This window comes from Bordetella ansorpii (genome assembly GCF_900078315.1).
Classification (GTDB): domain Bacteria; phylum Pseudomonadota; class Gammaproteobacteria; order Burkholderiales; family Burkholderiaceae_B; genus Bordetella; species Bordetella ansorpii.
The window spans coordinates 534,945-548,066 of the sequence record NZ_FKBS01000029.1 but is presented as its reverse complement, the minus strand read 5'-3'; the positions used below and the strand labels follow the sequence as shown (position 1 = coordinate 548,066).

The following is a 13,122-nucleotide window of genomic DNA, read 5'->3' as shown; positions in this document are numbered from 1 at the left end:
TGGGGGCCCCTATTGCATGCCGGCGCTCGCTCGCCGGCAAGAGAGACCATTCAAGCATGCGTGCACTGATCATCAGCGTCGATCTTGGCAGTCCTGAACACGCCGCTCACGCCGACGAATTCGCCATGCTGGCGCGCGGCGCGGGCGCCGAGATCACCGGCATTCTCACCGCCCGCCGCGACACCCCCGACGCCAAGTTCTTCATCGGCTCGGGCAAGGTCGAAGAGGCCGTCATGATGGCGAAGGCCCAACTGGTCGACATCATCCTGTTCGACCAGCCGTTGTCGCCGGCGCAGCAGCGCAACCTCGAGCGCGAGTTCAATCTGCGCGTGGTCGACCGCGTGGCGCTCATCCTCGACATCTTCGCCCTGCGCGCCAAGAGCCACGAAGGCAAGCTGCAGGTCGAGCTGGCCCAACTGCAGCACCTGGCCACGCGCCTGACCCGCCTGTGGTCTCACCTCGAGCGCCAGCGCGGCGGCATCGGCATGCGCGGTCCCGGCGAAGCCCAGCTCGAAATGGACCGCCGGATCATCGGCGACAAGGTCAAGGTGCTGCGCGAGCGGCTCGACCGCGTCGAACGCCAGCGCGTCACCCAGCGCCGCGCCCGCGCGCGCGGCGGCGCCCTGTCGGTCTCGCTGGTGGGTTACACCAACGCCGGCAAGTCCACGCTGTTCAACGCGATGACGCGCGCCGGCGCCTACGCCGCCGACCAGCTGTTCGCCACCCTGGACACCACCACGCGCCGCATCTGGATCGAAGGGGCGGGCAATGTCGTGCTGTCCGATACCGTGGGGTTCATCCGCGACCTGCCGACCAAGCTGATCGCCGCGTTCCGCGCCACGCTGGAAGAGACGGTGCACGCCGACCTGCTGCTGCACGTGGTCGACGCCTCCAGCGCGCAGCGCGACGAGCAGATCTTCGAAGTGAACAAAGTGCTGGCTGAAATCGGTGCGGCACAAATCCCGACAATCCTGGTCTATAACAAGATCGACCGGGCCGGACTGGCGCCCAGGGTCGAGCGTGATGCACATGGTACGATTGCGCGCATATTCGTAAGCGCTACCGAGCGCGCCGGCTTGGATGCGTTGCGTGGGGCAATTGCAGAAACCGGCCAGATTGTGGGAAACAATGCGTCGAATCATCAAACTCTTCAATCTGAATGACCCGGGCTGGGGACGCGGCAACAACAACGGCTCCGAGCCGCCGCGCCGTCCCAAGAACGAAGACGGTCCTCCGGACCTCGACGAAGTCTGGCGTGATTTCAACAACCGCCTGGGCGCGCTGTTCGGCCGCCGGGGCGGCGGAAACCGGCCCAATCGGGGCGGGGGCGTCACGCCGCCTTCGCCGCGTGGCGCGCGCATCGGCCTGGGCGTGATCGTCGCCGTGCTGGTCGCGCTGTGGCTGGCCAGCGGCTTCTTCATCGTCCAGGAAGGCCAGGTCGCCGTCGTCACGCAGTTCGGCAAGTACAAGAGCACCGCGCCCGCCGGCTTCCAGTGGCGCCTGCCGTATCCCATCCAAAGCCACGAAATGGTCAACATTTCGCAGCTGCGCACGTTCGAGGTGGGCTTTCGCGGCAACGCCCGCAACAAGGTCCTGCCCGAGGCGCTGATGCTGACCACCGACGAGAACATCGTCGACATGCAGTTCGTGGTGCAGTATCGCCTGCGCGCCGACGGCGCGCCGGACTACCTGTTCAAGATGCGCGACCCCGATGACGCGGTGCGCCAGGCCTCCGAGACCGCCATGCGCGAGATCGTCGGCAAGAAGCCCATGGACTTCGTGCTGTACGAAGGCCGTACCGAGGTCGCGTCCGAGGTCCAGACCCTGATGCAGCAGATCCTCGACCGCTACGCGGCCGGCATCCAGGTCAGCACCGTGGCCATCCAGAACGTGCAGCCGCCCGAGCAGGTCCAGGCCGCGTTCGACGACGCCGTCAAGGCCGGCCAGGATCGCGAGCGCCAGATCAACGAGGGCCAGGCTTACGCCAATGGCGTGGTGCCGCTGGCTTCCGGCCAGGCCTCGCGCATGGTCGAGCAGGCCGAGGGCTACAAGGCCAAGGTGGTGGGCGATGCGCAGGGTAACGCCGCACGCTTCACGTCCATCCTGGCCGAGTACGAGAAGTCGCCGCAGACCATGCGCCAGCGCATGTACCTTGAAACCATGCAGGAAGTCTTCACCAATGCCAGCAAGGTCATGGTGGATTCGCGCAGCAACAACAACATGCTGTACCTGCCGCTGGACAAGATCATGCAGCAGACGGCCAAGGACGGCGGCAAGCCGTCGGGCCAGGCCAACTTCGGCCTGCCCGGCGCCAATACGCCCGCCGTGCCCGCCGCGCCGCAGCGTTCGTCCAACGCGGGTTCCGCGTCCTCGGCCGGCGGCAACGCCGGCGCCAGCAGCGCCAACACGCTGACCCGCGACCGCATGTCGCGCTAACCCGAGGAATCCGGAACATGCAACGTCTCATGCCCATCCTGGTCGGATTGCTCATCGCGCTGGCCGCCCTGTCTTCCTGCGTCTTCACCGTGCGCGAGCGTGACTACGCCCTGGTGTTCTCGCTGGGTGAAGTCCGCAAGATCATCAGCGAGCCCGGCCTGTACTTCAAGCTGCCGCCGCCGTTCCAGAACGTCGTCACCATCGACAAGCGCATCCTCACCATCGAGTCCACCGATGCCGAGCGTATCCAGACTTCCGAAAAGAAGAACCTGCTGATCGACTCGTACGTGAAGTGGCGCATCGCCGATCCGCGCCTGTACTACGTCACCTTCGGCGGCAACGAACGCGCCGCCCAGGAACGCCTGCAGGCCCAGATCCGCGATGCCCTGAATGCCTCCGTCAACGTGCGCACCGTCAGCGACGTGGTCTCCACGCAGCGCGACAAGGTCATGGCCGAAATCCTGACCAACGTGGCCCGCCGCGCCCAGCCCCTGGGCGTGGAAGTGGTCGACGTGCGCCTGCGCCGCATCGAGTTCGCGCCCGAGATCTCCGAGTCGGTCTACCGCCGCATGGAAGCAGAGCGTACCCGCGTGGCCAATGAACTGCGCTCCATCGGCGCCGCCGAAAGCGAGAAGATCCGCGCCGAGGCCGACCGCCAGCGCGAGGTCATCGTGGCCCAGGCCTATGCCAAGGCTCAGGCTGTCATGGGTGAAGGCGATGCGCAGGCCAGCAACATCTACGCGCAGGCCTTTGGCAAGAACCCCGAGTTCTACGACTACTACAAGAGCCTGGAAGCCTACCGTTCGGCCTTCTCCAAGCCCGGCGACGTATTGGTCGTCGATCCCAGCTCCGACTTCTTCAACTACTTCAAGAACCCGAATCCGGGTTCGCGGCCGGCGGCGCCGCAAGCCGCCCGCCAGTAGTCGGGCATCCTCCAGTCGGGCCGCTCGCGGGCGGTCCGGCCTTGTCACGCCAACGGCGGCGCGAGCATGTATAATGCCGCGTAAGCTAGAAAACATTCCGCACACGGCTGAGCGGGGCTTACGCCCCCTCAGCCGTTTTTGTTTTGGCAACGCCCCGCGCACGTCGCGCGGCGTCATCCGGATAAATTCATGGGTAACTGGTTGCTGCCCGAAGGCTTCGCCGACGTATTGCCGGCCGAAGCCCGGCGCATCGAAGAGTTGCGCCGCGAACTGCTCGATCTGTACCGTACGTACGGATTCGAACTGGTCGCGCCGCCCCTGGTCGAGTACATCGATTCGCTGCTGTCCGCCACGGGCAGCGATCTCACGCTGCAGACGTGCCAACTGGTCGACCAGTTGTCCGGCCGCGCGCTCGGCGTACGCGCCGACATGACGACGCAGGTCACGCGCATCGACGCGCACCTGCTCAATCGAACCAGCGTCACGCGGCTTTGCTATTGCGGCAACGTGCTGCATGCGCGACCGGCAGACCTGCTGTCCAGCCGCGAACTGCTGCAGATCGGTGCCGAGATCTACGGCCATGCCGGTGTCGAGGCCGACCTGGAAATCCTGCGCATGGTGCTCGAGACGCTCGAGATCGCCGGCGTGCGCCAGCCCAGGCTGGACCTGTGCCACCCTGGCGTGCTGCATGCCATCCTGGAGTCCGATCCGGCCGCAAAGGCCAACGTCGACGCCATCATCATGCTGCTGCGCGAGAAGGATGGTCCCGGCCTGGCCGAACTGGGGCAGGGCGACGCGCCCGTCGCCCCGCAGACGCTGGCCGCGCTGCGCGCCCTGACCGAACTGTACGGCGGTCCCGAGGTGCTGGCCGAGGCCCGCGAGCGCCTGCCGGCGCTGCCCGGCCTGGGCCAGGCGCTCGATGGCCTGCAAACCCTGCTGGATGCGTTGCCGCAGGTCGCCATCAGCATCGACCTGGCCGACGTGGGCGGTTACGCCTATCACTCGGGCGCGACGTTTGCCGTCTACGCCGAAGGCTGGCACGACGCGCTGGTGCGCGGCGGCCGCTACGACAACGTCAGCCGCGCTTTCGGCCGGGCCCGTCCGGCCACTGGTTTCAGCCTCGATCTGCGCAAGCTGGCCGCCGGCCTGCCGCCGGCCGAGCGCGCCCAGGCCGTGCGCGCTCCCTGGAGCCAGGATCCCGCCTTGGCCGAGGCCGTGCGCGGCCTGCGGCGCGCTGGCGAGATCGTGGTCCAGGTGCTGCCTGGCCATGAGCACGGCCAGGACGAATTCGTCTGCGACCGCGAGCTGGCGCTGCAGGATGGCGCCTGGACGGTCCGGGCACTGTGAAGTTTTGAAGTAATCACCTAACCCCCGCCCCATACGGGCGGGCCCTTGGGGAGATTTCCGGATTTCCCGAGAAACTCTAGATCTGATTTCACCATGAGCAAGAACGTAGTCGTGATCGGCACCCAATGGGGTGACGAAGGCAAGGGCAAGATCGTCGACTTGCTGGCCGAATCCGTTGCCGGCGTCGTCCGTTTCCAGGGCGGCCACAATGCCGGCCACACCCTGTGGATCAACGGCAAGAAGACCATTCTGCGCCTGATCCCGTCGGGCATCATGCATCCTGGCGTGACCTGCTTCATCGGCAACGGCGTCGTGCTGTCGCCGGAGGCCCTGCTCAACGAGATCCAGGAACTCGAGGCCGCCGGCCTGGACGTGCGCTCGCGCCTGCAGATCTCCGAGATCTGCCCGCTGATCCTGCCGTACCACGTGGCCATCGACAAGGCCCGCGAAGCGCGCAAGGGCGACGGCAAGATCGGCACCACCGGCCGCGGCATCGGTCCGGCCTACGAAGACAAGGTCGCCCGCCGCGCCATCCGCGTGCAGGACCTGTTCAATCCCTCGCTGTTCGACGAAAAGCTCGCCGAGCTGCTGGATTACCACAACTTCGTGCTGACCCAATACCTGGGCGCCGAGGCCGTGTCGGCCAACGAGGTGCGTGACCAGGCCATGGCCCTGGCGCCCGCCATCGCCCCGATGGTCAAGGATGTGTCCAGCAACCTGTACGCCCTGCAGCAGGAAGGCAAGAGCCTGTTGTTCGAAGGCGCGCAGGGCGCGCTGCTCGACGTCGACCACGGCACCTATCCGTTCGTCACCAGCAGCAACTGCCTGGCGGGCGCGGCCTCGGCCGGCGCCGGAGTCGGCCCCCAGTCGCTGCAGTATGTCCTGGGCATCACCAAGGCCTACACCACGCGCGTCGGCTCGGGTCCGTTCCCGACCGAGCTGGTCGACGAGATCGGCACCCGCCTGGCCACCATCGGCAAGGAGTTCGGTTCGGTCACCGGCCGTCCGCGCCGTTGCGGCTGGTTCGATGGCGCCGCGCTCAAGCGCTCGGTGCGCCTGAACGGCATTTCGGGCCTGTGCATCACCAAGCTCGACGTGCTGGACGGCCTGGAAACCATCCAGTTGGGCGTCGGCTACCGCGTCAATGGCGAGTTCCGCGACGTGCTGCCGTACGGCGCACATGCCGTCGCGCAGGCCCAGCCCGTGTTCGAAGAGCTGCCCGGCTGGAGCGAGTCCACCGTGGGCATCACCGAATACGCCAAGCTGCCGGCCAACGCCCGCCGCTACCTCGAACGCGTGGCCGAAGTGTGCGGCGTGCCGATCGACCTGGTGTCCACCGGCCCGGACCGCAACGAAACCATCGTCCTGCGCCACCCGCTGAAGGGTTAAGGAGTCCGTCATGCTGCCAGCCAGTACCGATCGCGATCTGTGGGTATCGTGGGATCAGTATCACAAGCTGATCGAGCGGCTTGCGCTGCAGGTGTACGAGTCGGGCTGGCAGTTCGACCTGATCCTGTGCCTGGCGCGCGGCGGCGTGCGGGTGGGCGACGTCATGTCGCGCATCTTCGACGTGCCGCTGGGCATCCTGGCCACCAGCAGCTATCGCGAGGCGGCCGGCACCAAGCAGGGCGACCTGGATATCGCCCAGTTCATCACCATCACCCGCGGCGCGCCGCAGGGCAGGGTGCTGCTGGTCGACGACATGGTCGACACGGGGCTGACGTTCAACCGGGTGTGCGAGCACCTGACGACGCAGTTCCCCGCCATCACCGAGCTGCGCAGCGCGGTGCTGTGGTGGAAGGGGCATTCCAAGGCCACGCCCGACTATTTCGTCGACAAGCTGCCCACGAATCCCTGGATCCACCAGCCGTTCGAAGACTACGACAGCCTGCGTCCGCACCAGCTCGAGGCGTGGGTCCGCAAGGGGTCTGCGACCTGACGCGACCCCTTCGGCACCGGGGCGCTTCGTCCCGGTGTGCCTGTGCGGCAGGCCGTACGCTAGATCGCGGGCGGCTTGCCTGCCGCCGCGGGAGTGTCGCAAGGGGCCAACGCGCCAGCCAGGCAAAGGCTCATCAGGCAACTGAAGAACGCCACCTGGAACTTTATCTGCAGCATGCTCTCGGTCAGGCTGAAGATGGCGATGGCGGTGCATACCAGGATGCACATGTGCGCGGACATGGCGGTGCAGGTATCGGTCGCGTGCCGCCGCTGCCATGCGTAGGCGGCAGGCGTGGCGTAAGTGGCCAGCAGCAGCGCCAAGCCTGCGATGCCGGATTCCGTCAGCATTTGCAGGTAGTCGTTATGGGGATGGCTGAAGCCCTTGATATAGCTGTCCGCCAGTCCTTTTGCTTCCTGTTGTGCCAATGCCTGGGGCCACTGACCGGCCCCGGCGCCGAACCACGGCTCCTGGCGCCATATATCCGTGGCCGTGCGCCACATCTCCAGTCTTGCTCCGATCGATGAATGCGTCGCGCCCTGCCGGTATGCGGCGACGTCGCTCATGGCTTCATGGAAGCGGAGCATGAACGTATCGCCGAAGATGGCGATGGCGGACACGAGCAGCGCGACGAGTGGGATAAGCACGAAATGCCCTGCGGGACGCAAGTGCGCACGCCATGTGGCGTGCCAGGGAGCCGCAGCGATTATCAACAGCACCGGGGCGGCGATCCATGCGCCGCGGGTCTGCGAGAGTCCGCACGCCAGCAGCCCGCAAGCTGCTCCCACCGCGCGGACGATGCGATCGAGCCGAGATAGATGCGGAAACTCGAAACGCAAGGAGGCCAGGGCGCACATGCCGAGCGTCAAGGCCATGCCGCCGAAAGGGACTGGGTTAGTGAAACCGTTCGACGCTCTGCACTGCAGCAATTGTCCGGGCAGGGCGTGCCAGCAGCTTTCCAGGGCGACATACACCGAGCCTATCGCGCCCAGGGCGAAAGCAGTGCCGATGCGACGCAGCGGCGTTGCGCGCAAGTGCGTCAGGACGCATAGCGCCATGGCTGCCAAGGCGAACCGCAGGGCTCGTTCCAGCGCAGGGCCGTCGAAGTAGCCGTTCAGAAGCATGTGGCCGCCCACCAGCAGCGGCCAAGCGCCGAATATCCAGGCCACGGCAGCGCCTTGTCCGCGCCGCAGGCGCAACTGGCGCCACGGCCGTGTCACCAATGCGGCCACGCAGGTCAGGGCCAGGGCGAACTGGATTGCGCTGGCGGCGTGCCGTACCGTAATTGCGAGCACCGGGAAGGCCAGTCCGAGTACCGTCGTTGCCGTTGCCAAGACGGCGATGGACGTTTTCGAATCTCTGTTTTTTTCGTTCATGAAAGGACTTTTCGCCCCAGGTCCAGCAAGATCCGTGCGTGTTCATCGAGTGACGGCGCATAGCTCAAGCACGCGCGCGGCGACTCCAGGCGGGCGGAGCCCGACTGGGCGCGGAGGGTGGCGCACCGTATGGCCGAGTGGATTTGCGCTGCATCATCGTGCTGGAACGTTGTGCATGCCTCTTGCGACAGCGTCTCCACGCACCCTGTGACCAAGGTCTGCAGCGTGGGCGTGCCGCACAGCACGGACTCCACGCCCACCAGGCCGAACGGCTCGTAGGCGGAATTCATGATGGTGAAGTCCGATGCCTGATAGAGCGGTGCCATGTCTCGCTGATAGCCCAAGTAGCGGACGTTGGGCGGCAAGGCTGCCGATGGTGCGTTGCCGGCGATCAGCAACAGCACCGGCAGGTCGGTCTGGCCGAAGAATCGGATCAAGGCGGCCAATCCTTTGCGATGATGTCCTGTGGACGGAAACAAGAACACGACCTTGTCTGGAGGCATGCCGAGCGCGGCGCGCAGTCGTGTCCTGGCAGATGTGGGGATGGGCTGGAACACCTGTTCATCCACGGGCGGGTAGGCGACCGTGATCTTCGAGGCCGGTATGCCGTACAGGCCGATCAGTTCGTCAGCAATGGCTCGCGAGTGAGCCACGATGTGCCCGGACGCGGCATAGGCCTGCCTCTCCATATCCATGCGCCTGCGCGTCAGCCAGCCCCGGCGCAGGCCGCGCGCCCGGGTCTCTCCCTGGAGGGTGAATCCGCATACGGCCAGATCGGCCGCCACGGTTGCCTTCATGCTGATGGTCAGGTCCAGGCGCATTTCCCGGCGCATCCGTTTCAAGACTGGTGTGTGCATCGCGCCTCGCAGCTTTCTGGGCAGCCATCCGTAGCCCAGCTTGACGGGATGCACCAGCCCGTATTCCGGAACGTCCGGATCCAGGCGTTCGGCGAAGACCCACAGCGAAGCGCCGGGCGTGTGGGGCAGGCGGTGGTTTCCCTCGGCCAGCAGCCAGTAGTCCATGTCGCCGGTTGAATGAATGGCCTGAGGGAAGGGCGGGTATGGGGCTTGCTTTCGCTGCCTTTTCGCGAGAGCTGAAACGACGTCCCGCGCATAGCGTTCCGTCCCGCCGCCGAATCCGAAATGCCCGCACAAAATTCCGATCCTCATTGCTTCCCGCCAAGCGATCTTCGATCTGATGATGCCTATAGGCACTGTGCCTATAGGCCGTGGATTATAGGCTACATCACCTCTAGCGTGGCGCGATGTCCGATATCCCCGCGCGCAATCTCCCTGTAATCTTTGGCGAAACCCTGCGTCAGCAAAGGCTGGCGCGGGCGATTTCCCAGGAGGAACTCGCCCATAAGGCAAACCTCGATCGCACCTTCGTGTCGAGAATCGAGCGCGGTATTCGTCAGCCGACCATTTCGACGTTGTTCGGCCTGGCGCAGGCATTGGGTGTGCCGCCCGAGCGGCTGATCGAGATTGTCGCGACCGAATGGCGCAGCCTGCCTCCGGTTGAGGAAGAGGGCGGGCCGCATGCCGGCGGCGCAGAGGATTGAGCGGTCCTGTTGTTGCGAAATCCAGATGGCATGTTGGCAATTCGGGCAGGTTCATGTTAAATTGCCGAGTTACCACCGATCCTAGATGATCCCTTTGCCTTTTTTGTGGCTGTGGCGCCGTCGCAAGCATGGCGGTGCCCCCAGCCCGGGCGAAACGGTCGGCCCATTGCTTCGCACCCTTACGGGGGTGTGCGCCATGGGTCTGCCATTTCGCCGGGGCACGAACTTTTACTTTAAACAGCAGGCCAACCACCTCTATGCCTATCGTTCGACTGAAGGAAAACGAACCGTTCGAAGCCGCTCTGCGTCGCTTCAAGCGCACCATCGAAAAGACCGGGCTGCTCACCGAGCTGCGCGCACGCGAGTTCTACGAGAAGCCCACGGCTGAGCGCAAGCGCAAGCACGCCGCCGCCGTCAAGCGCCACTACAAGCGGATTCGTAGCCAGCAACTGCCCCCGCGCCTGTACTGATTCTTGCGGCAAGCAAGAGTCGCTGGCTCGACCTGATTCCAGAATGTATTGATCCCAGAGTCGTTCATTCAGGATCTGCTCGCCCGGGTTGATGTCGCAGACATCGTCGGGCGATACGTGCAGTTGCGTAAGGGTGGGGCCAACCTGCTTGGCCTGTGCCCCTTTCACAACGAAAAAAGTCCTTCTTTCACCGTCAGCCCGACGAAGCAGTTCTATCACTGCTTCGGCTGCGGCGCCCATGGCAGCGCCATTACGTTCCTGATGGAACATACCGGCGCCAGCTTTCCCGAGGCCGTGCGCACGCTCGCCGGCTCGGTGGGCATGACGGTCCCCGAAGAGCCCCGCAGTCCTCGCCAACAGGCCGAATCTGCTCGCCGCAAGGCGGAAGAGTCGCGCCACACCAAGGTGCTGGACGCCGCGCAGGCGCATTATCTGCGCCTGCTGCGCGCCTCTCCCCAGGCTATCGCCTACCTCAAGCAGCGTGGCCTGACCGGCCAGATCGCCGCGCATTTCGGGCTGGGCTGGTCGGGCACCGACCGCCACGGGCTTTCCAAGGTATTCGACAACTACGACGACCCCACGCTGGTCGAGGCGGGCCTGGTCATCGAATCCGAGGATGGCCGCCGCTACGATCGTTTCCGCGAGCGGGTCATGTTCCCGATCCGCAATGCGCGCGGCACGCTGGTGGGCTTCGGCGGGCGCGTCATCGGCAAGGGCGAGCCCAAGTACCTCAACTCGCCCGAGACGCCCGTCTTCTCCAAGGGGCAGGAGCTCTACGGCATGTGGGAGGCCCGCCAGGCCATCCGCCAGGAAGGCGTGGTGATCGTGGTCGAGGGCTATATGGACGTGGTGGGCCTGGCGCAGTTGGGCATCGCCAACGCCGTGGCCACGCTGGGTACGGCCACCACGCCAGATCATGTGAAGAAGCTGCTGCGCGCCAGCGACAAGGTCGTCTTCAGCTTCGACGGCGACAAGGCCGGGCGTCGCGCCGCATGGCGGGCGTTGCAGGCCTGCCTGCCGGTGCTGCGGGACGACATCAGCATCCGGTTCCTGTTCCTGCCCGACGAGCACGATCCGGATTCGTATGTGCGCGAATTCGGCGGCGAGGCCTTCCGCACCAGCCTGGGCGAGGCCTCGGCGCTGTCGCGCTTCCTGCTGGACGAACTGACCTCGCATCACAATATGGAAGAGGCCGAAGGGCGGGCGAGCTGCCTGCACGAGGCCGGTCCGCTATTGGCGGCCATTCCGGAATGCGCCCTGCGCCTGCAGATCGAGCGCGAGCTGGCGCGCCACGTCATGCTCACGCCCGAAGAGATGGCGCAGGTGCTGGCGCGCCAGCAGGCGTCTCGCGCGCCGCTGGCCGGCAGCGCGCCGGGTGGTGCCGCTGGGGCGGCCAAGGCGCCCGCGGTGGCCGCGCGCCGTCCCGCTGATGGTGACGGGGCGGCGCCCGCCGGCCACGACGCTGCCCCATCCTGGGAGAGCGAGGGCCATTTCGAGCCCGACGGCTACGTTCCCGAATACGGGGATGCCGAGCCCTACATCGATGTCGAGTCCTTCGCGGGCAGCGGCGCCTCCGGCGGCTTGCCGCAGGAAAGCCAGGGCTGGCAGGGCGGCAAGGGGGGCGGCAAGCGCGATTGGAAGAAGAACGACTGGAAGAGCAAGGGCGACTGGAAAGGCAAGGGCAAAGGCGACTGGAAGGGCCGCCGCGACCAGGAGCAGGGCTACGAGGGTCCTCGCACCATGCCGTCGCTGCCGCGCCATCTGCTGTGTCTGTTGCTGGCCCATCCCGAGCTGGTCGACAGCATGGGAGACCAACAGCTTGAAGTTATCGACCATGCCCCCCATCTGGGATTGGTGCGCGACCTGATCGTCCTGGCCCAGGCCAGCGGCGCACGGCATCTGGGCGCCTTGCTGGAGGCCGCCGACGACGATTCCGATCTGTACGTGGCGTTGAAGGGGTTGCGCGCCGAGTTGCTGGCCCAGGAGGATTTGCCCGATCCGCAGGCCGAATGGAATGACGCGCTGCAGCGCATCGAGGTCAGCGCGGTCAAGGCCGAGATCGATGCCCTGGTCAAGCAGGGCCTGGGGTCGGATGAGGCAAAAGCCCGTTACCAGGAACTGTCGAGCCGATTGATGGTCTTAAAAGCTGCAGGGCAGGGTTGATTTGGGGTAATATTTAGGGTTTTCGTCCAAGGGCGATTGCGAGCCTGGCGGTCGGAAGACGCAGGCGCGGCTGCGCAGGGATTTTCCCGGGCGGCGGCGGGCTTGAAAAGGCAGGCTGAAAGGCCGGGTTGAAAAGCGGGCTGAAGGATGAGGGCTGAATGCGGTCTCTCAGTTGTGTCTTAAGGTTGTGCCATCACATTGAAACATCGGCTGGTCCGATGCGGCGGCGGATCCGCCTGGTGGTACAACCCAAGGGCACGAACAGGGCAGCTTCTGTCCGGTCGGGCGGCAGCGGATGCGCGTAGGCAGTTTGCGCGGCGCATCACGGCATGCCGTCTGAAACCCTTTCGTGCCTGAGATGTCGACCTGCGCGTGCAAGAACCCTAAACGACGAAAGCCGTAGTAAGGCGACACGGTATCCGGCAATGGCGGCAAGCCCACCCGGATGCCTCGATGAATGACACGCAGGCCCGTGAACCGGGCTTGTGAACCACTGGCAAACTACCGGATCATGACTGCGAGGCCAGGAATCTGTTACTGTCAGTTGCCCTCGGTTGCCTGTTGCCGACGGCGGCTCGCGGAGTATTCCTGCTGAGGTGTATCCGGTACGTATTACCAAGTTTGTCAGTTTTGCAGTATAGCCAGACGGCAGGTCAGGCGGTTCGATCCGTTCCGGCTGCCGGCAATGAGGCAGGAAGTTGTATTGCGTCGAACAGCAACGCGCGGAAACCCCGGCAAAGCTGGCCAGCCTGTTACAGGCACGACAACTTCCCCCGTTGCCCGGTCGGACCCATCGAATGGAAATGCGATGCCACATGTCTTCGTGCCCCCAAGCGGGCCAGAGAGGACAGGGCTGGGCTCTCGAGAGCCGTTCCGCGCCCAACGCGGACGCGCGATTCCAGCGGACGCT

General features: G+C 65.5%; 11 protein-coding genes. 9 read left to right on the top strand and 2 right to left on the bottom strand.

The annotated features are described in order from the left end of the window. Window positions 1-56: 56 nt before the first annotated feature. The 6 genes from hflX to A7W11_RS24195 all read left to right on the top strand — a co-directional run bounded on the left by hflX (window position 57) and on the right by A7W11_RS24195 (window position 6,645). Window positions 57-1,163 (top strand): GTPase HflX, encoded by a 1,107-nt coding sequence (hflX, locus tag A7W11_RS24220; protein ID WP_066420272.1) that lies wholly within the window; start codon window positions 57-59, stop codon window positions 1,161-1,163. Next, a complete protein-coding gene (gene hflK, locus A7W11_RS24215) occupies window positions 1,129-2,436 on the top strand; it encodes an FtsH protease activity modulator HflK (protein ID WP_066420271.1) in 1,308 nt (435 codons plus the stop codon). Before hflX ends, hflK begins: the two co-directional genes overlap by 35 nt. Before the next feature lie 17 nt (window positions 2,437-2,453). Beyond that, the gene (gene hflC / locus A7W11_RS24210; RefSeq protein ID WP_066420270.1) at window positions 2,454-3,359 is read left to right on the top strand and encodes a protease modulator HflC; all 906 of its coding nucleotides are present in this window, start codon (window positions 2,454-2,456) and stop codon (window positions 3,357-3,359) included. A gap of 189 nt (window positions 3,360-3,548) precedes the next feature. Continuing rightward, a complete protein-coding gene (locus A7W11_RS24205; RefSeq protein WP_066420269.1) occupies window positions 3,549-4,706 on the top strand; it encodes an ATP phosphoribosyltransferase regulatory subunit in 1,158 nt (385 codons plus the stop codon). A gap of 93 nt (window positions 4,707-4,799) precedes the next feature. Continuing rightward, entirely contained in the window at window positions 4,800-6,095 is a 1,296-nt protein-coding gene (locus A7W11_RS24200; RefSeq protein ID WP_066420267.1) for an adenylosuccinate synthase, read from the top strand. A gap of 10 nt (window positions 6,096-6,105) precedes the next feature. After that, window positions 6,106-6,645, top strand: coding sequence for a phosphoribosyltransferase (locus tag A7W11_RS24195; RefSeq protein WP_066420266.1), 540 nt, complete (start codon window positions 6,106-6,108; stop codon window positions 6,643-6,645). Window positions 6,646-6,704: 59 nt separating this feature from the next. Here the strand turns inward: A7W11_RS24195 and A7W11_RS24190 are convergent, their stop codons facing one another. Then, window positions 6,705-8,018: an O-antigen ligase family protein gene (locus A7W11_RS24190; RefSeq protein WP_066420265.1), complete on the bottom strand. Its 1,314-nt coding sequence runs from the start codon at window positions 8,016-8,018 to the stop codon at window positions 6,705-6,707. Further along, a complete protein-coding gene (locus A7W11_RS24185) occupies window positions 8,015-9,040 on the bottom strand; it encodes a glycosyltransferase (protein ID WP_066420264.1) in 1,026 nt (341 codons plus the stop codon). The genes A7W11_RS24190 and A7W11_RS24185 overlap by 4 nt, the downstream gene beginning before the upstream one ends. A 242-nt stretch (window positions 9,041-9,282) precedes the next feature. Between A7W11_RS24185 and A7W11_RS24180 the strand changes: the two genes are divergently transcribed. The 3 genes from A7W11_RS24180 (at window position 9,283) to dnaG (ending at window position 12,212) form a co-directional block, all read left to right on the top strand. Further along, on the top strand, window positions 9,283-9,579 hold the full coding sequence (locus A7W11_RS24180) for a helix-turn-helix domain-containing protein (RefSeq protein ID WP_082887459.1): 297 nt from the start codon (window positions 9,283-9,285) through the stop codon (window positions 9,577-9,579). Window positions 9,580-9,836: 257 nt separating this feature from the next. After that, window positions 9,837-10,049, top strand: a complete 213-nt coding sequence (rpsU, locus tag A7W11_RS24175; RefSeq protein ID WP_066130597.1) for a 30S ribosomal protein S21 — start codon at window positions 9,837-9,839, stop codon at window positions 10,047-10,049. A gap of 48 nt (window positions 10,050-10,097) precedes the next feature. After that, complete coding sequence (dnaG, locus tag A7W11_RS24170; protein ID WP_066420263.1) at window positions 10,098-12,212, top strand: DNA primase; 2,115 nt, start codon at window positions 10,098-10,100, stop codon at window positions 12,210-12,212. Window positions 12,213-13,122 lie beyond the last annotated feature (910 nt).